Source organism: Actinoplanes sp. NBRC 101535 (assembly GCF_030269225.1).
Lineage (GTDB): Bacteria > Actinomycetota > Actinomycetes > Mycobacteriales > Micromonosporaceae > Actinoplanes > Actinoplanes rectilineatus.
This window is the reverse complement of sequence record NZ_BSSY01000018.1, coordinates 120,475-138,850: the sequence shown is the minus strand read 5'-3', so window position 1 is coordinate 138,850 and position 18,376 is coordinate 120,475. Positions and strand designations below refer to the sequence as shown.

Annotated in this window: 12 protein-coding genes; 8 read left to right on the top strand and 4 right to left on the bottom strand. The window is 72.0% G+C overall.

Features of this window, described 5'->3' with window-relative positions; all coding sequences use genetic code 11:
• Positions 1–15 precede the first annotated feature (15 nt).
• Complete coding sequence (locus tag QSK32_RS36120) at positions 16–1,272, top strand: WXG100 family type VII secretion target (protein ID WP_285474453.1); 1,257 nt, start codon at positions 16–18, stop codon at positions 1,270–1,272.
• A complete protein-coding gene (locus QSK32_RS36115) occupies positions 1,269–2,030 on the top strand; it encodes a hypothetical protein (protein ID WP_285474452.1) in 762 nt (253 codons plus the stop codon). Before QSK32_RS36120 ends, QSK32_RS36115 begins: the two co-directional genes overlap by 4 nt.
• Positions 2,031–2,034: 4 nt before the next feature.
• On the opposite strand, the gene QSK32_RS36110 is transcribed toward QSK32_RS36115, so the two are convergent.
• Positions 2,035–2,625: a hypothetical protein gene (locus tag QSK32_RS36110; RefSeq protein WP_157411179.1), complete on the bottom strand. Its 591-nt coding sequence runs from the start codon at positions 2,623–2,625 to the stop codon at positions 2,035–2,037.
• Positions 2,626–2,713: 88 nt separating this feature from the next.
• On the opposite strand from QSK32_RS36110, the gene QSK32_RS36105 reads away from it, so the two are divergent.
• The 6 genes from QSK32_RS36105 to QSK32_RS36080 all read left to right on the top strand — a co-directional run bounded on the left by QSK32_RS36105 (position 2,714) and on the right by QSK32_RS36080 (position 13,223).
• Positions 2,714–3,067, top strand: a complete 354-nt coding sequence (locus QSK32_RS36105) for a nucleotide pyrophosphohydrolase (protein WP_285474451.1) — start codon at positions 2,714–2,716, stop codon at positions 3,065–3,067.
• A 119-nt stretch (positions 3,068–3,186) separates the two neighbouring features.
• Complete coding sequence (locus QSK32_RS36100; protein ID WP_285474450.1) at positions 3,187–5,079, top strand: DUF2075 domain-containing protein; 1,893 nt, start codon at positions 3,187–3,189, stop codon at positions 5,077–5,079.
• Between the two features lie 65 nt (positions 5,080–5,144).
• Positions 5,145–6,674: a TIGR02677 family protein gene (locus QSK32_RS36095; protein WP_285474449.1), complete on the top strand. Its 1,530-nt coding sequence runs from the start codon at positions 5,145–5,147 to the stop codon at positions 6,672–6,674.
• Positions 6,671–7,993, top strand: a complete 1,323-nt coding sequence (locus QSK32_RS36090) for a DUF2398 family protein (protein WP_285474448.1) — start codon at positions 6,671–6,673, stop codon at positions 7,991–7,993. The genes QSK32_RS36095 and QSK32_RS36090 overlap by 4 nt, the downstream gene beginning before the upstream one ends.
• 12 nt (positions 7,994–8,005) lie before the next feature.
• Positions 8,006–12,052: a TIGR02680 family protein gene (locus tag QSK32_RS36085; RefSeq protein ID WP_045744014.1), complete on the top strand. Its 4,047-nt coding sequence runs from the start codon at positions 8,006–8,008 to the stop codon at positions 12,050–12,052.
• Positions 12,045–13,223 carry a TIGR02679 family protein gene (locus QSK32_RS36080; protein ID WP_045744015.1) on the top strand — a complete coding sequence of 393 codons (1,179 nt, stop codon included), beginning with the start codon at positions 12,045–12,047 and terminating at the stop codon, positions 13,221–13,223. The genes QSK32_RS36085 and QSK32_RS36080 overlap by 8 nt, the downstream gene beginning before the upstream one ends.
• A 36-nt stretch (positions 13,224–13,259) precedes the next feature.
• On the opposite strand, the gene QSK32_RS36075 is transcribed toward QSK32_RS36080, so the two are convergent.
• From QSK32_RS36075 to QSK32_RS36065, 3 genes are all read right to left on the bottom strand, one after another.
• On the bottom strand, positions 13,260–13,568 hold the full coding sequence (locus QSK32_RS36075) for a Uma2 family endonuclease (RefSeq protein ID WP_052720710.1): 309 nt from the start codon (positions 13,566–13,568) through the stop codon (positions 13,260–13,262).
• 312 nt (positions 13,569–13,880) lie between these two features.
• Positions 13,881–17,924, bottom strand: a complete 4,044-nt coding sequence (locus tag QSK32_RS36070) for a WD40 repeat domain-containing protein (RefSeq protein WP_052720712.1) — start codon at positions 17,922–17,924, stop codon at positions 13,881–13,883.
• Between the two features lie 13 nt (positions 17,925–17,937).
• Positions 17,938–18,273 (bottom strand): CU044_2847 family protein, encoded by a 336-nt coding sequence (locus QSK32_RS36065; protein WP_245674057.1) that lies wholly within the window; start codon positions 18,271–18,273, stop codon positions 17,938–17,940.
• Positions 18,274–18,376: the final 103 nt, after the last annotated feature.

The following is an 18,376-nucleotide window of genomic DNA, read 5'->3' as shown; positions in this document are numbered from 1 at the left end:
CCGGTACACCACCGCATGGGGCTCGTCGCTGCCGCTCAGGACTCCACTACCGGAACAACCGGCCTGGGGCTGGTCGAGGACGCCCAACAACTCACCGAGGGCATCCGTAACCAGAGCTGGGTTGACGGCGGCCTCAGCGTTCTCGGCACCTCGCTGGACGGCCTGTCACTGGCCGTCGACCCGCTCGGCACCCTCGGCGCGTGGGGCGTGGCCTGGCTGATCGAACACGTACGCCCGCTGCAGGATGCCCTCGACCAGTTGGCGGGTGATCCCGACGAGGTCGCCGCGCACGCCGCCACTTGGGCCAACATCGCCACCGCCACCGACGAAACCCGCCAGCGGTACGCCGATCGGCTGGCCACCGACACCGCCGACTGGCACGGCGCCTCCGCAGACGCCTACCGAGCCCACGCCACCGAAAACCTGTCCGTCCTGGCCGGAATCTCGGTCGCCAGCGGAGGCATCTCCTCAGCCGTCGAAGGCGCCGGACTGATCGTCGGGCTGGTCCGGGGACTTGTCCGCGACCTGATCGCCCAATTCATCGCCACACTCGCCATCCGCCTGCCACAGTGGGCCGCCGTCGAAGGCATCAGCCTCGGCACCGCCACACCCCTGATAGCCAGCCAGGTCGCCTCTCTGGTCGCCACCTGGGCCAACAAGATCCAGCGCCACATCCGCGCCCTACTCGCAAGCCTCCGCAACCTCACCAACAGGATCAACGGACTCGAAAATATCCTCGACCTGCTCCGCATGCGCAGCGACAGACTGTCCCGCTCCAACCCCACCGAACCACCGCCCGGCAGCACGCCACCGCCCCGACCGGAGGGACCACCCTGGCACGGCCGCGACGACATTGCCGGGCCGGCCCGCGGCAAGAGCCTGACGTACCCCCATTCGCGCCACACCCTGGCAGGGGCACGGCACGGGCAGCCGAAGGGTGAGAACACCGTGATCCTCCCCGGGTACGAGGAGGCGGTCGCCGATGACATCCGCGGTATTGCGGCCGGCCGGGCGACCTGGGACTCGGACACATCGCTGTACCAGATCAACGGCCGGACGTACGGCGTCAAACCCACCGGAACGGTCTTCCCCGGCACCGGCCCGGGGCTGGTCCTGCTCGACCGCAACGAATATGCGGCTCTGGTGGCTATCGCGCGGGCGAAGGGTGATGTGGACAGCGTGCCGGACTTCCGGCACGCCCCCCGTTTCTACGAGAATCCGGAAGTCATCGCCACGGCGAAGGCCATCTACGACGGGACCTATCCACCATGACGTACGACCTGCTGATCGTCGGCGAACTGGATCCCGCCCACCTGAGGACGGTCCTGGCCGCCCTCGCCGACCTCCCCGCCGAGGACGTCGACGTCAGCCCTCCGGGGGTCGAGGAGCGCAACTGGGCGGCGTCGGTCCTGTGCACGTACGAACCGGCCGCCGGTGACGTGACCTGGTCCCTCGAGATCGACGGAAAGGTCGCCGGCCCGCCGGTGACCACGTTCGCCGAGGAGCTCGCCGCCCGGCTCGGGGTGCTCGTCCTCCACGTGGCGCAACCGATTCCGCCGGGGTCCTACTGGCTAGTGCGGCCGGACAGCTCGCGCACCCGGGCCCGGGTCGAGGACTACGACGCCTCGCTGGTCATCGAGGCGGTGGCGGATCCTGTCGCCGAACTTCCGGGGGTGCCCGTCGCGGCGCAGCCGGAGGTCATCCGCTACCACCGGATGCCGACGCCGATCACCGACGAACTCCGCGACTCCGGGGAACTCCCGACCGCCCTGGTCAGCGCCCTCGGCGGCTGGGAAGCACTGGTCACCCGCATGACGACCGGATGGCCGCCCGACGGCTGGTATCCGCGTGACTACTTCGACGACGACCTGGCCGCCCGCGACGAACTGGCCGCACTACCCGACCGGTTCACCCCGGCCCTCGACCGCATCGACCAGGTATACCGCGCCGCCACCAGCGAACTCCCCGACTCTGCCGGTGAACCACGGTGGTGGCGGCGTCGCGTACCCGATCCGCTGCCCTGGTCGTGAAAGGTCAGGCCATCGCGAGCTTGATGTCGATGAGGTCGCGCATCCGGTCCGGGTCAGCCTTGCTGCGGCCCCAGAGGATGTTCGTCAGGACGCCCGGCACCGCGTTGATCAGGGCCGGCACCGGCTGCTGCTCCATGCCGTGCGTCTGGGACGCCGCGGTCAGCGCCTGACGCAGCACCTCGCCGCCGCCGACGGTGGCCAGCGAGGTGACCGCGGCGTCGGCCGGCCACGGGTGACACACCTGGTGCGGGCTGCCGGCCTCGCCGGTCGGGTCCTGGGCGAGCAGGGTCTGGCTGGCGGCCAGCAGGACGAGGCGTTCCGGTGGCTGCAGCTGGCTGTGCAGCATGTTGAACGCCGTCTCGGCGATGCAGGCCGGGTTCTTGCCGAGTTCGTCGGCCCATTCGACGACCGTGTCGGCCACCGCGTCGGTGGCCGCGACGATCAGGCCGGCCGGGTGTTCCGCCATGAAGGGTGCCAGTGTCCCCATCGCCCGGTCGGTCTTGAGGGCGTCGTTGATGAGGCGGCCTTCGGCCAGCTCCCAGAAGGCCCTCCAGACGGATACGGTCCCCGGGTCCGGTCGCAGTCGCAAAGTCATGCGCCCAGTCTCTCGTCCGCCGAACATGAAAAGAACCGGGGGTCGCCTCACGTGATCGACCGGGCCGATGATCAGGAGCGATGAAACGATGTTCGAGCTGACCGCCGCCGTACGCGCGTTCGCCGAGGAACGCGACTGGCAGCAGTTCCACACCCCGAAGAACCTGGCCATGGCCTTGGCCGGCGAGGTGGGCGAACTCCTGGCCGAGCTGCAGTGGCTGACGCCTGAGCAGTCCGAGGCGGTGATGCGGGATCCGGAGCTGGGACCTCGGGTCCGGGCCGAGATCGGAGACGTCACCATCTATCTGGTACGCCTCGCCGACGTCCTCGGCATCGACCTGGTGGAGGCCGCCCGCGACAAGCTGGCCGACTCCGCACGCCGCTACACGGTCGAGGCCGCCCGCGGCAACGCCGCCAAGATCGAGGCGCCACCCACGTCGTAGCGCCTCGTTGATCGGGCCGCTACAGTCGGCGTTGTCCGTATGCGGTCCGACAGGCTTCCGATATCGGGATATGCCTCCCATCCGCACGATCATTTCGTGCTGCCCGGGGGCAAAAGCTCATGTCGGCGTTCCGCGTTTCCGCGGCTGCTCTTCTCCGTCTCGCCACCGAGGGAACCCTGGTCGATCGTGTCACCGAACACGTCCGGAGGTACGGCCACGGAGTGGGGCAGTCCGAGCGGAACTCGTGGGCCCGCAGTCTGTCCATTCTCGCGCAGGACCTGGCCGACGCGGGTCTGCAGGACGTCGAGGTTCTGGTCGAATACCAGCTCCCGCTGACCAGCAGGCGCATCGACGCGGTGCTCGCCGGTGTCCATCCCCGCACCGGCGAGGATTCCTTCGTCGTGGTCGAGTTGAAGCAGTGGTCGTACGCCACCCGCTACGAGGACTCCGCCAGCCTGGTCGACGTGGAGCACGTACGCGGCCCGAGGCTGCATCCGGCCGTGCAGGTGGGCGAGTACTGCCAGTACCTGATCGACTTTCTCGGTCTGCTGTCCGATCAGGCCCATACCGTGCGGGGCGTCGCCTACCTGCACAACGCCGTCGACCGGGACATCGCGGACCTCCTCGTGCTGCCGGCCACCGAGCAGAGCCGCATCTTCACGAAGCAGCGGCGCGGACAGTTCCTGGACCATCTACGGTCGGTCCTGGACGCCGGGCAGCCCGGTGCCGAAGCCGCGGACCGGTTCCTCGCCAGCAGTGTGCGTCCCAGCCGGCAGCTGCTGGCCCACGCCGCTCAGGAACTCAAGGGCCAGTCGCATTTCACCCTTCTCGACGAGCAGCGGATCGCGTACGAACTGGTCCTGCACGCGGTGGAACGCGCCCGCGCCGCCGACAGCAAGCGGGTCGTTGTCGTCTCGGGCGGTCCGGGCAGTGGCAAGAGCGTGATCGCCCTCAGTCTGCTCGGCGAACTCGCCCGGCAGGGTCGCGCGGCCCTGCACGCCACCGGTTCGAAGTCGTTCACCCAGACGCTCCGCCGGTACGCCGCCCGCGGATCGGCCCGGGCCAAGACCCTCTTCCTCTACTTCAACAGTTTCATGACGGCCGAGCGCAACGGCATCGACGTGCTGATCTGCGACGAGGCGCACCGGATCCGGGAGACGTCGGTCAACCGCTTCACCCGATCGGCTCAGCGGCAGGGCGCCCGCGCCCAGATCGAGGAGTTGCTCGCGGCGGCCCGGGTGCCGGTCTTCCTGCTCGACGAGCACCAGGTGGTCAAGCCGGGTGAGCTCGGCAGCGTCGAGGTCATCACCACGTTCGCCGAACGGCTGAACCTCAAGGTCGACAAGGTGTCGCTGCACGATCAGTTCCGCTGCGGGGGCAGCGAGGCCTACGAGCAGTGGGTTCTCGATCTGCTCGGCTTGAACGACGGCAAACCTGCGGTGTGGGCGGGTGACGATCGGTTCGATCTGCGGGTCGCCGAGTCGCCCGAGGAGTTGGAGGCGTTCCTCGCCGCGAGGGAGGCGGACGGGGAGACGGCTCGGATGTCGGCGGGCTACTGCTGGCCGTGGAGCGACCCCAACCGCGACGACACCCTCGTGCACGATGTGACGATCGGCGGGTGGTCCCGCCCGTGGAACGTCAAGAGCGACCGGAGCGTCGGCGAGGCGCCGGGCAGCCCCTTCTGGGCCACCGACCCGAACGGCTTCGGTCAGGTCGGCTGCATCTACACCGCGCAGGGCTTCGAGTACGCGTGGTCCGGCGTGATCATCGGTCCCGACCTGGTGGCCCGCGACGGTCGGCTGGTGTCACAGCGCGACGCCTTCAAGGATCCCGCTTTCCGCAGCCGGAAGACGGTCAGCGATCTCGAGGCGGACCGGCTGATCCGGAACACGTACAAGGTGCTGCTGACCCGCGGCATGCGGGGAACCGTCGTCTACTCCACCGATGAGGAGACCCGGGCATTCCTGAGGGGTCTGGTTCCGGGACGCCGACCGGTTCCGTCCGTCGACTGAAGTACCTCGATCGGGTGACGCATCCGAGTGGGGGTGTCCCGGGGCCGGCCGGTAGGGTGGTGGGCATGTCGTCGTCGGTCCCGTCGTCCTTCGGGCTTGACGATTTCGGGGTCGACGACCGCCTTCGACTGTTCAGCTATGTCAATGCGGACAACCGTCTCGCCTACCTCTGGGTGCTGCGTGCTTTCGAGGCCGCCCGCTCGTCCTACCAGGTCGTCCTGCACACCTCCGAGGTTCAGGACGCGCTGATCTCCCTCGGTCAGGATCCGGCCGCGATGGAGTTGCCGCGGCTGCTGGACGCGCTCGTCGAGTGGGGTGTGCTGGATCGTGGGCAGGACGGCGCCCGGGCCACCACCCTCGCGGAATACCGCAATCGGCATTCGGTCTATCAGTTCACCGAGGCCGGTTATCGCGCGCACCGGGCGGTCGAGTCGGTGCTCGCCGCGGGCATTGACGACAGCACGCTGTCGCGGCTGGTGTTCGCCGATCTGCTCGCCGATCTGCAGGCCCTCAAGAACGCCAACGAGGCCGGCGACGCCGAGGAGGTCTACCGCAAGCTGAACCGGCTGGACCGGGCTCTGGCGGACGTCGCCGAGCGGGCGGCACGTTTCTATCACATGCTCGGCGATCTGGGGCGTACCCATGATGTGCGTCCTGAGGTGTTCCTGGCGCACAAGGATGCGCTGCTCACGCACCTGAAAGACTTCCACGACGAGTTGCAGCGGTACACACCGCGGCTGCGGGAGGCCGTCCACGAGGTGGAGGCCACCGGGCTGGAACGGTTGATCGAGGCCGCGGCGGAGGCGGACGAGCGGTTGTTCGCGACGCCGGCCGAGCGGCTGGCGGACTGGCGCCGGCGGTGGGCGGGGCTGCGGTCGTGGCTGGCGCCGCGCGATGACGTGCCCAGTGAGGCGGAGCGGCTGTCCGGGGCGACGATGGCCGCGATCGGTGACGTGCTGGCGTTGCTGCGGCGGGTGACGGAGGCCCGGCGGGGTGGGGTGAGCCGGGAGTCGCAGTTGCGGCATCTGGCGGCCTGGTTCACCGGGGCCGGGTCGGACGAGGCCGCGCACGCGATCTTCGAGGTGGTGTTCGGGTTGGGGGCGCCGCGGCATGTCGGGGTGGCCTATCCCGATCCGGAGGCGATCGCTGGGCGTCTGTCCTGGTGGGAGGCTCCGGCTGTGGAGTTGTCCCGTTCGCTGGTGCAGTCGGGGCGGATGCCGGGGCAGGGCAACGGCCGTCCGGCGCGGATCGACCGGTCGGAACGGTCGCGTCAGGTGTTGCGGGAGCGTCAGGTGGCCGAGGAACGCCGGCACGCGGAGGCCGCCGCGGGTCTCGCCGGGGCCGAGGTGCTCGACGAGGCGCAGGTCGTGGCGTTGCGCCGGCTGTTGGACATCGCTCTCTCCGCCCGCGGGCCCAAAGATCAAAAGATGAGTGCGACCGCGTTCGGGGTACGCCTGACGTTAGCGCCCGCCCCGGGCCGGTTCACCACGGTGCGCACTGGTTCCGGATGGTTGCACCTGGACGGCTACGAGTTGACCGTCACCCCGGCCGCGCATACCGCTGTCGGACGGCAGGCAGAGCCGGCAGCCGCATGAGGTTCGCCGCCGACGTCTCCGATCTGGAGTTGACCGACTATCAGCGTGCGGTGCGCCTGCTGATCCGCCATCCGCTGATCACCTCTTCGTTTCCGGACGAGAAGGCGCTGCCGCGGGTACGCCGGTTCTCCGCCGAGCTGCGGCGGGATCTGTCCGAGGCGTTCGGTTACCGCCTGGAGTTGCACGGGTCGACGGCGCGTCTGGTCCGCACCGCGGATCGGCTGATCGCGGACCGTCCGGCCGTCTCACGGACCGGTCGGCCGTTCGACCGGCAGCGGTACGCGTACCTCACACTCTGTCTCTCCGTTCTGGGCCGTGCCGGTATTCAGATCATGTTGAGTGAGCTGGCCGACGCGGTCGCCGCCGACGCCAACCGGATCGCCGGGCTGGGCCTGAACCCGGACACCGGCGCGGACCGGCGGGCGTTCGTGGATGCGGTGGCCTGGCTGGAGGAGCGTGGTGTGCTCCGGCTGGCGGACGGTTCCAGCACCTCGTGGGCGGGTGATCCGGGTTCCGGTGAGGCCCTCTACGACGTCGCCCGCGATGCCGTTCTCGCCCTGTTCCGTCCGCCTCGGGTGTTGCAGCACATCGACGCGGTGTCCGCTCTGCTGGACCGTTCGCAGGCGCACAGCGGCAACGCGGAGCGGCGGGCCGCCGCGCAGGCCGCCCGCCGGACGGTCCTGGAGCATCCGGTGGTCTACTTCGACGACGTCTCGGCGGAGATCGGCAATCATCTGCGCGGTCAGGCGCTCCCCGCCGACCTGCAGCGGCTGACCGGTCTGCGCCTGGAACGCCGCGCCGAGGGTGTGCTGCTGGTCGACACGTCCGGATGGTCGGCGGAGCGTTTCCCGGGCACCGGTTCGGTGGCGCAGGCCGCGGTGTTGTTGGCGGTGGCGATCGCCGAGCGGGTGTCCGATCCGGACGGCCGCCGGGTGCGCCGGATGCCCGCGCCGGATCCGCGGGAGTGGCAGGTGAAGCTGGCCGGGCAGGTCGACGCCGGTCTGCCGGCGAGTGTCCCGGTCCTGGACGTGAGCGACGAGGCCGGCCCCGAGGCGGAGCCGGAGATCCCCGAGGAGCGTCGGTTGCCGCTGGTCACCGACAGTTTCCTGCGGGAGGCGACGGCGGAGGTCCTTGCGCGGTACGGGTCTGCGTTCGGCGCCGCCTGGCACGCTGATCCGGAGCGGTTGCGCGCCGAGGCGACCGCGCTGCTGGTCCGGTTCGGGGCGGTGATCGAGGTGCCGGGCGGGGTGCTGGCCCGCCCGCTGATCGGCCGTTATCGCAGTACCGTCGCGCAGGTGAAGCAACGCACGCTCTTCTAGACAGGGACTCTCGTGGCTCGTTTCGCCCCCACCCGGGCCGGCATCATCAACCTCTGGGACTACCGCGACGAGGAGTTCCTGTTCGTCGACGGCTGGCTGGTTCTGCGCGGGCCGAACGGGTCCGGCAAGACGAAGGCCCTCGAGGTGTTGTTCCCGTTCGTGCTGGACGGGCGGATCGAGCCGCGGCGGCTGAACCCGTTCGCCGGTGAGGACCGGACGATGAAGTCGAACCTGCTCTACCGCGGGCAGGATTCGTCGTACGCGTACGTGTGGATGGAGTTCGGCGACGGCGAACGGTTCGTGACGATCGGTATCGGTCTGCGGGCGCACCGGCACAACGACCGGGTGACGCGCTGGCATTTCGTCGCGGACGGCCGGGTCGGCGTGGACCTGTCGCTGTTGGACGCCGACGACCGGCCGGTGTCGCGGCGGGACCTGATCGACCGGCTGGGCGTGGAGGCGGTCCGGGACTCCGCCGAGGAGTACCGGCATCTGGTCGACGCGGCGCTGTTCCACCTCGGCCCGGCCCGCTACGAGCAGCTGCTCGATCTGGTGCTGACCCTGCGTAAGCCGCAGTTGGCGAAGGATCTGAACCCGGCGGAGTTGTCCCGCACGTTGCAGCGGGGGCTGCGGCCGGTCGAGGACCATCTGCTGGTCGAGGCGGCCCGGTCGTTCGACGACATGGAGGCGGTGGCTCGTACCCTCGAGGGGCTGGTCGCCGCGGACGGCGCCACCACGGTGTTCCTGACCGTTTATGCCACCTATCTGCGTACCCATGCGCGGGCCGCCGCCGATGCGCTCACCGCGCGCCGGGCCGCCGCCGGGGAGCGCCGGGCGGCCCTGACCGCCGAACGGGCGGCCGCCCGCGAGGCACGGGCCCGGGCCGAGGAGACGACCGGCCGGCTGCGGGCCGCCGAGGGGGAGCCGGGCCGGCTGCGGGCGCATCTGGACCGGCTCAAGGGTTCGGCCGCCTATCGTTCGCACGAGCAGCTCGCCGACCTGGAACGGCACGTCGCCGACCTGCTCGCCGCGGCGCTCGCCGCGGATGGCCGGGCCGGCGCCGAGCGGGGTACGGCCGCGAAACGGCGGGACGAGTCGACGCGGGCCGCGGAACAGGCCCGGGACGCCCGCTCGCGGATCGCCCGGGTCGCCGCCGCGATGGCCGTCGAGGCGGAGAGCGGCGGCGTCGAGTGGGGGGCCGGCGACGAGGAGCCCGAGGGTCTGCCCACCCGTCTGGCGGCCCGCACCGAAGCCCGCAGGTCTGACGTGCGGGCCGTGCGCCAGCACGCCGGGAGACTCGTCGAGACCGAACGTGATCACGTGCGTGCGGCCGAGACCGACCGGGACGCCCGGGTTGCGGAGGCCGACGCGATCACCGCCGAGCAGCAGGCAACGGCCGCGCTCGACGCCGCCCGGGAGGAGACCGCGGCCGCCGTCCGGGCGTGGGGCGATCAGCATGCCGCCCTGCTGACGACGCTGGAACTGCCGGGCCTGCCGGACGAGCTCGCCGGGCACCGCGACGAGACGCCGTCGTTGCGGGAGATCTTCGCCGAGCGGACCGCCGCGCCGGTCGCCGTGATCCGCGACGACCTGGTCAAGCTGGCCAGCACGGTCGAGCAGCTGACCGGGGAGCGCGACACGGTCGCCGCGGAACGGGCCGCGATCGCCGCCGAACACGACGACGCGCCGCCGCCGTCACCGACCCGCCCGGCGAACCGGTCCGGTCGGGCCGGCGCACCGCTGTGGCGGCTGGTCCGGTTCGCCGACGACGTCCCCGGGGAACGAGCCGCGGCGATCGAGGCGGGCCTGCACGCGGCCGGTCTGCTCGACGCCTGGCTGCATCCGGCCGCCGACGCCACCGACACCGCCCTCGACCAGGGCGAACAGGATGCCTACCTGCGTGCCGGGCAAGCGGTCGCCGGAGTCTCGCTGGCCACCGTGCTGGTGCCCGAGGACCAGGACCGGGTGCCGGCCGAACGGATCGTCGCGGTGCTGGCCGGCATCGCGCTCGACGACGTCACCGGCCCGTCCGGCGTGACCGGAACCGGGCAGTGGGCGCAGGGCTCCGGAGTCGGCCGGTTCGCCAAGGAGCGCTGCGAGTACATCGGCGCCACCGCCCGGGCTGCCCGCCGCGCCCTCCGGATCGCCGACTGCGACCAGCGGCTGGCCGGCATCCTGGCCCGGATGGCCCGGCTGTCCGACGCCCGGCAGTCCCGCCGCGCCACCCTGGACCAGGTGGATCGGGCCGGCGCGGCCCTTCCGGCACGCACTGCCGTCGCGCGCGCCGAGCGTGCGGTGGATCAGGCCGCGACCCTTCTACGGGTACGCCGGGAAGCAGCGCACGAGGCATCCGGCCGGCTCGACGCGGCCGTGGCCGAGCAGGCCGCTGCCGGAGCGGCACTGCGCCGGGCCGTCGCCGAGCGATCACTTCCGGTCGAACGGCTTGACGAGACCGGCGCCGCGCTGGACCGGTTCGAGCGGCTGGGCATCGAGCTGCGGCACGGCTACGAGACGGTCGACCGGGCCGACGACCTGGCCGGGGAGGCCGCCGACCGGCACGCCGAGGCGGAGGAGCGGGCCGAGGCCGCCGCCGGCACCGCCCGGCACGCCCGGGCCCGGCACACCGAGAAGGACGAGGAGCTGCGCACCCTGTCCGCGGCCATCGGCGCCGAGGCGGCTCAGGTGCTGGCCGAGGTGGCCGACACCGAACGGGCGGTCACCGCCGCCGAGGACACGCTGTCCGCCGCGCGCGCCGATGACATCGCCGCGCAGAAGGAGGAGGCGGGTACGGCCGAACGGGTGCGCCTCGGCGAGCACGCCGTCACGGAGGCCGTCGCCGAAGCCCGGCGGGAATCGGTGCGGCTCCGGCCGTACGCCCACAGTGATCTCCTGGGTCTGATGCGCTGCCCGCCGCACCTGCGGTGGCCCACCGGCGAGGCCGCGGACACCGACCTGGACCCGGCGGTCGTCGCCCTGCACGACGCCGTGCTGGCCGCGACCCGCGAACTCTCCCCCACCGAGACGTCACTCAAGCAGAGCGCCACCCGGCTGACCAGCGCACTCACCGAGCTGCAGGCGCAACTACCCGCGGCCGGGCTGGACCACCGCCCGGAGTGGGACACCGACGAGGGTGTGATCGTCGTCCGGGTCGCCGACGAGCAGGGCCTCACCCCGGTCGCGGCGTTCGCCGAACGCATCACCCGAGAACGCCGCGACCAGGAACAGTTGCTCACCGACGCGGAGCAGCGGGTCTTCGAGGATGCGCTGCTCGGCCAGCTCGCCGGTCAGATCCACCGCCGGACCATCGAAGCCCGCGACCTGGTGTCCGCGATGGATCAGCAGATGCGGGCCCGTCGGATGTCGTCGGGCCTGACCGTCGGCGTCGGCTGGCGGCTCGCCGACGACCTCGACCCGGAACAGCGCGAAGTGTGCAGACTCCTCGAACGCGACCCGGCGCGGCTCGGCCCCGGCCAGCTCACCACCCTGCGCCGGCACTTCGCCGCCCGGATCAAGACGGCCCGGGCGCAGTCGCCGGAGAAGCCCTACCGCGAGTTACTGGCCGAGGTCCTCGACTACCGGCAGTGGCGGGTGTTCGCGTTCACGCTGCACCGGCCGGGCGGCACGGCCGAACCGCTCACCCGGGCCCGGCACAGCCAGCTGTCCGGCGGCGAACAATCGGTGTCCCTGCACCTTCCCCTGTTCGCGGCCGCAAACGCCCTGTTCGGCTCGGCCCGGCCGGACGCGCCGCGGCTCCTCGGGCTGGACGAGGCGTTCGCCGGGGTGGACGACACCGGCCGCGGTGAACTGATGTCACTGGCCAAGCAGTTCGACCTGGACCTGTTCATGACCGGGTACGACCTGTGGGCCACGCATCCGTCGGTGACCGGTTGTGCCCACTACGACCTGTCGCATTCCACGGTGGAGCACACCGTCTCGACGGTGCTGCTGGTCTGGGACGGCGCCACCAACATCGCCGACTTCGACGGGACGCTCGCGCGGGCCCTGGGATCGCCGGAGTCCCGCCGGGCGCCGGACCCCGCCGACGCCGGCCGTGACTGACACCGCCCCGGCGGACTCCGCGGCGTGGCGGCGTCTCCTGGCCGCGGCCCGCCGCAGCCTGGAACGCACCGGCGGCAGTCTGGACGGCACCGTCTCGCTGGCCGCGCCCACCGACGAGGAACGCCTGGTCGTCATCGGGATCACCGGCGTGCACCGGCCCGCCGGCGTCGGCCGGGTCACCGTACGGCTGACCGAGATCGACGCGTTCCTGCGCGACGCGTACGGCGCCGGCCTGACCGCGACGATCGGGGAATTCCGCGACCGCCCCGGCGAACGCGCCCGTGACACCGCCGGCCGGGACGCCGTCCTCGCCCTCGCGGCCGAAAGCCGGCACGCCGCGCGGCCGTGGTTCGCCACCTGGCTCGACGCGCTGCGCCGCGACGGCACCCTGACCCGGATCGTCCGCGCCGGGTGGCCGTTCGCGGACGTCGTGGCGGTGCTCGACGCGCTGCCCGCCGACGGCGAGCCGTTACCCGTGTTCGCCGAACGTCTCCTCGACGACACCAAGGCCCTCACCGACGGGCCACTCCGCGGCCTGGTCCTCCGGGCGCTGGCCGCATGGCACGAGGTCCCGCACCCGGCCGGCGCGGAACAGGAACGCGCCCTGTGGGAACTGTCCGGCGTGGTACCCGACGACCTGGCCAGCCAGGTCCTGGTGCTCAACCTGCCGGCCTCCGGCTGTCTCCTCGGCGACTGGCTGACCACGGCCGCGACAGCGCACGTACCGTTGCGGGTGACCCTGCACCAGATCCGTCTCGCACCGTTGACCGTTGCGGCCCCACGGGTGTTCGTCTGCGAGAACCCGGCGGTGCTGCGGGCCGCCGCCGGCCGGGCGACCGCCCCGCTGATCTGCACCGAGGGCGTCCCGTCAGCGGCGTTGCACGCCCTGCTGGCCGCGCTGCCACCGACCACGGTGATCCACTGGCGCAACGACTTCGACTGGACCGGGATCCGTCTGACCCGCGCCGCCCTGGCCCGCTACCCGGGTGCGACGCCGTGGCGGATGAGCACCGACGACTACCGTTCCCGGGCCGGGCGCGGAATCCCGCTGCTCGGCACCCCCGCAACCGCGCCCTGGGACCCGCCATTGACCGAGGCGATGACCGAAACAGGTCAGGCCGTGATGGAGGAGCGCCTGCTCGACGTCCTGCTCACCGACATCACCGGGTGACCTCACTCGCCAGACGTCGCGTCTGGCCTCGCCGCGTCACCGCACCCACCCGGCGACCAGTCTCGCCGCGGTAGACCCCATTCCCGTCAGGCGCGGCGACGGCAGCAGCGACGCCACCTCGATGCTGAACGGGAACGGATCCTCCGACGCCAGCGACTCCCCGAAACCCGCAACCACGGCCGGAACGTAGTGTCCGCCGACCAGTCTCTGCAGATGCAGCTCGACACCGTCCGCCGACGGCTCGACCAGCAGGTACCAGCCGATGCCCGCCGCCGCGTACAACTGCGGTTTGAGAAGCCGGTCCGTCCCCGTGTTGCTCGGTGAGCCGCATGTGCCGGGTGCCACCCTCGCCGACCGGTTCGAGGTTGGTCGGATATCCGGCGACGGTGGCCGGGAGTTCCGCCGCGAGCAACGCGCAGACTTCCGCCCCGTACTCCGCAAGATTTTGATGGTGTTGGAAGGGTTGCAGGTGGAGACCTCAGTCGTGGTCGGTGGAGCGCATGATGTCGAACCCGAGCACCTCGGAACCGGGCCGGGAGCGCCGCGGTGTGCGCGAGCCCGGCGAAACGGTGCTCCGGCATCGGCAGCACAGCCTCCCGGAAGAACCGCCCGGACAGTTCGAGTCCGGCCACGAACTCCACCGGCAAGTGTCCCCGCTCAGGGCCGCTGGATCGTCAGGGCCAGGATCCCGCAGTCCAGGCCGACCACCAGATGGTCGTCGATCCAGCGGCAGGACAACGCGCGATGGTGCACCGGGATCGTCCGCACGATCCGGCCGGTCCGTGGGTCCCACAGCCGGACGGTCCGGTCGAGGCCCGCCGAGATGAGAAGCTGCCGGCCGCCGATCGTGGCGAGGTCGACATCGGTCACCGCGGCGGTGTGCCCGGCCAGCACCTGGAAGGGGCGGCCATCCTCGACGTCCCACAAGCGGATGGTCCGGTCCGCCCCCGCCGACACGAGCACCGGACGGTCGCCGACGACGGCCGTGGCCAGCTGGTTGACGCTGTCGTGGTGGGTGTGGCGCTCCCAGAGCAGCACGCCGCCGTCCCACAGGCGCACCACGCCGCTCTTGTCCGCCGAGGCCAACGCGGGCCGGCCGGACCGGTCCACGACGGTCAGTGAGGTGACCCAGCTGCGGTGACCGACCAGGCCACCACGGGTCTCCCCGTTGTCCGGACGCCAGAGGCGCACCGTCTCGTCGTCACCGGCGGACGCCATGACCAAGCCGCCGGCGGTGTGCAGCGCGGTGATCGCGTTGACCGGCCGGTGGTGGTCCCGGAACTCGCGGACCATCTCCTGATAGGTGAGATCCCACAGCTGGACGGAGGAATCCTCCCCCGCGGCCGCCAGCAGGAGGAGATCGTCGCTGCCGACCACGCAGATGTCGTTCACCGCCGTGGTGTGCGTCCGCAGTACGGCCCGGCTCTCCCCGGTCCGCACGTCCCACAGGCGCACCGCGCCGTCGGCACCACCCGAGGCGACCAGCGAACCGCCGTCCCGCGGAACGGCGGAGAGGCTGCCCACCGCGCCCGGCAGCACGGTCTCGGGAAGGGCCTCGGGGAGCTCACCGGTCGGATCCCACAGCCGGACGGTGCCGTCGTCGCCAGCGGTCGCCAGCATGTCCCGTTCGGAGGTGGGCAGCCGGCAGACGGCCCGGATCCAGCTGGCATGTCCCTCGAGGCACCGCGTCTCCTCCCGGGTCGCGGCGTCCCACATCCGGATGGCGCCGTCCTCGCTCGTCGAGACGAGCAGCTGGCCGTCGGCGACGCGCACGGTGCACAGGTCGGTGATGGGGCCGCCGCCGGTGGTCAGCCGGGCGACCAGCTCCAGGGTGAGCGGGTCCCACAGGCGGACGTCGCCGTCGTAGCCGCCCGAGGCGAGCAGGATCCGCTGTCCGTCGTCGAAGGCGTACAGGGTGGTGACCCAGCCGATGTGTCCCCACATCGTCCCACCCGCGGCCCCGGTCAGCGGGTCCCAGAGCCGGACCGAGCCGTCGAATCCCGTCGAGGCGACCATGCCGTACGGCCCGACCGGCACGTGGGTGACCGCGGTGACCCATCCGGTGTGCCCGGTCAGCGTGTGCAGCGGTGTCCGGCCCGCGACGTCCCAGATCCGGACCGTGCGGTCGTCGCCGGCCGAGGCGAGCAGGTCGCCGGTCGGCATCGGCAGGGCACAGATGTTGCGCACCCAGTCGTCGTGTCCGGTGAACCGGTGCACCTGGTCGCCGGACCGGGGTTCCCAGACTCCGATGCTGCCGTCGTGGGCGGCGGTGGCGAGCCAGGAGCGGCCGCCGACGGTGACCGCGGAGAGCCCCCGGATGCAGTCGTCGTGGCAGCTGAAGACGTGCACGTTCTGGTTCGTCAGCGGATCCCACAGCCGGACCGTTCCGTCCTCCCCGGCCGAGGCGAGCAGGTTCCGCCCGTCGACAGCGATCGGGCACACGTCGTAGACCGCCTGTGAATGTCCCTCGAGGACGGTGCGTTCCAGCCGGGGCGGCGTGTGGGCCCAGCGTGCCTGGTAGGGCGCATCGGTCGCGTCGACATGCGCGCCGAGGTCGTCGAGGCGGTCCACCACCGACAACAGCGCGGCACGTTCGCCGGCCTCGGCGCCGACCGCCTTCGGGACCCTCTGCAGCAGGTTCTTCCGGGCCCGGCCGGACGGTGTGCCGGCGCCGTGGGCGACCTGCAGCAGCCGGTCGAGGTGCGCGTGGGTGACGTAGCCGTCGTCGTTGAGCAGATCGTCGATCCGGCCGGCCCGGGCCGCGTGCTGGGGTAGGTTCCGCAGCAGGTATTCCGGTGCGGTCGCCCAGCCGCCGTACCGGCCCAGCGCGATCCAGGCGCCGACCACCCGTTCCTCGTCGGCGGTCGCGAGTCCGGCATCGCGGCGGCCGGCCAGCAATGCGTCGTTGAGCGCCTGGTGGAACAGCCGGTAGGTCGGCCGGCGCGGATCGCCGGTCTCCACCAGGAAGTTCGCCGCGGAGCTGCGGGCGAACTCACTCAACTCGGCGGCGGTGACCGCGGCGCCGAGCGCGGTCACCGCCTCCTGCCACAGCTGGATCGGCAGGCCCGGCGTCTCGGCGTAGGCCAGTGCGGTCAGTGCCACCGCGGCCGGGGCTGTGCCGGCCCGGGGAAGGTCGCTGACGTACTCGTGGAGCGCGTCACCGACCGTCGCGGTGAAGGAGACCTGCCGCGGGTCGACGGGCGCCAGGTCCCGCAGTGCCCGGGTCCGCGCCACCAACCCGGCGATCAGGAAGTTACGCCCGGCCAGGGCTGCGATGCGGGCGGCGACCGGGGCGGCGAGGGCCGCGTCGGAATACGCCCGGGAGCCCCGTCCCGCCCCCGCCAGCTGCAGGGTCGTCAGCGCGTAGTCGGCGAGGTCCTCCGCCGAGAAGAACTCCGGCGCGTCCAGATCGATGACATCCGCGTCGGCACCGAACGCCCCGAGTAGGTCACCGGCGTCGTCCGCGCGGCGGGTGCCGACCACCACCTGGACACCGAGTACGGCACACGACCGGGCCAGCGGCACCAGCACGTCGTTGATCAGCAGACGGGTCTCCGCCGTGGACACCGCTTCGTCGAGGGCGTCGACGACCAGGTTGAAACGCCGGGGCCGACGGGTGAGCCGATCCCGCAGCGCGGGCATGAGGTCGACGGTGGCCTGCGGGAACCCGACGCCCACGCCACGGGCGATCTCCGCGGCCACCTCGAGGGCGCTCTTGCCCTTCACGTGCACCGCGCAGGCGACCGAGCCGACCGTCGCCTGTTCCGCGGTGTCCCCGCCGGGCAGCGCGGCGTTGATCTCCGCGTCGGCGGTGGTGACCACCCGGCCGAGAACGGCCGACTTGCCGACCCCCGGCGAACCGGTGACGAGCAGCGGGCGGCCGGACGCTTCCGGCCTGTCGAGGAACTCCCGCAGCCGGCGCAACGCCACCGCACGCCCGCGGAAACGGTTGCCGGTCTCGCTGCCGGAGGCCACCCCGCGGGACCGCGGCAGCCAGTGCCGGGACGCCTCACCGTCGGCGGCGAGTGTCCAGCCCCAGGCGGCGTGGGTCGGATCGTCGGCGTCGCCGACCCGCCAGGCGTCGAGGGTGGACAGTTTCATCCCGGGCAGGTGCTCGTCGGCGTACGCCAGGGTGAGGGCGTGACCGACACCGGTGGTGGGATCGGCGGACACCACGACACCGACCACCGCCTCGTAGTCGGGTGACCACAGGGCGGCACCGCTGAACCCCGGGGCGACGCCGGCGCCGGACTCCGGGCTGAGGTGTACCCGGCCGTATCCGCCCTCGCCACCGACCACGCCCTCGGCGGAGCGCCCTCCGTCGCTGCCGACCGGGAACCCGTAGGCCCGCCAGGCACGGCCGGACAGGTCCGTCCCGGAGGGCCGGCGCAGCCTGGCCGGGGACACTCCCGGCGGGATCGGCTCGGCGAGCTCCAGCAGGACCAGGTCGAGACCCTGGTCGGTGCGGCCGTTGTGGCGGCAGGTGAGGACCCTGCGGCGTACGCCCGGCGCCACCTGGAAGGCCCGGGGGAACGCGACCCAGATCTCCCGCAGGCCGTCCAGCTGGAACGCAACGTGTTCACAGGCGAGGACGAGACAGTCGTCGACGACCACGCCGGCGCCCAGCACCTCGTCGCCGGCACCGGGATCCGGACCCGCGTGCAGCGAGACGGCCCAGGACTCCGGACCGGTGACGCCCACTCCCGGGTCGCCGTCAGGCGCCGGTCGCGAGACCGGAGACGGCGTCGTCGCCCTGCCACGTCAGGGTGACCTCGAAGCTGGCCTCGCTCGCCGCCTTCGCCACCACCCAGCTCGCCTCGCCGGTGACCTTGACCCCGAACTTCACCTGGACCGCGTCCGGGGCGAGCGCCCTGGCCTGCTCCAGCACCGCCCGGGCCGCCTCGATCGAGGGCGCGGCCGCCTCCCGCACCATTCCGGCGACACCACCGGCGACACCGGCCGGGCGGAAGCCCGGCGCGGGCTCGAACTCGAACCGGGCGACGGTCTTGTCGTCCACCTGGTAACGCACCACTTCGGACGGCACCGTCATCAACCTCCATCAGCCGGGAAAGCGCAGCGGCCGGGCGCTCGCTCGGGTCATGCTGCATGCCGACCGGTCGAATGACAATGGCCTTTTTGTCGATGGCCGCCAC

Excerpts from the sequence above, each read along its gene's own strand:
- QSK32_RS36120 (WP_285474453.1), top strand. The coding sequence starts at position 16 with ATGGGGCTCGTCGCTGCCGCTCAGGACTCCACTACCGGAACAACCGGC.
- QSK32_RS36115 (WP_285474452.1), top strand. The coding sequence starts at position 1,269 with ATGACGTACGACCTGCTGATCGTCGGCGAACTGGATCCCGCCCACCTG.
- QSK32_RS36110 (WP_157411179.1), bottom strand. The coding sequence starts at position 2,625 with ATGACTTTGCGACTGCGACCGGACCCGGGGACCGTATCCGTCTGGAGG.
- QSK32_RS36105 (WP_285474451.1), top strand. The coding sequence starts at position 2,714 with ATGTTCGAGCTGACCGCCGCCGTACGCGCGTTCGCCGAGGAACGCGAC.
- QSK32_RS36100 (WP_285474450.1), top strand. The coding sequence starts at position 3,187 with ATGTCGGCGTTCCGCGTTTCCGCGGCTGCTCTTCTCCGTCTCGCCACC.
- QSK32_RS36095 (WP_285474449.1), top strand. The coding sequence starts at position 5,145 with ATGTCGTCGTCGGTCCCGTCGTCCTTCGGGCTTGACGATTTCGGGGTC.
- QSK32_RS36090 (WP_285474448.1), top strand. The coding sequence starts at position 6,671 with ATGAGGTTCGCCGCCGACGTCTCCGATCTGGAGTTGACCGACTATCAG.
- QSK32_RS36065 (WP_245674057.1), bottom strand. The coding sequence starts at position 18,273 with ATGACGGTGCCGTCCGAAGTGGTGCGTTACCAGGTGGACGACAAGACC.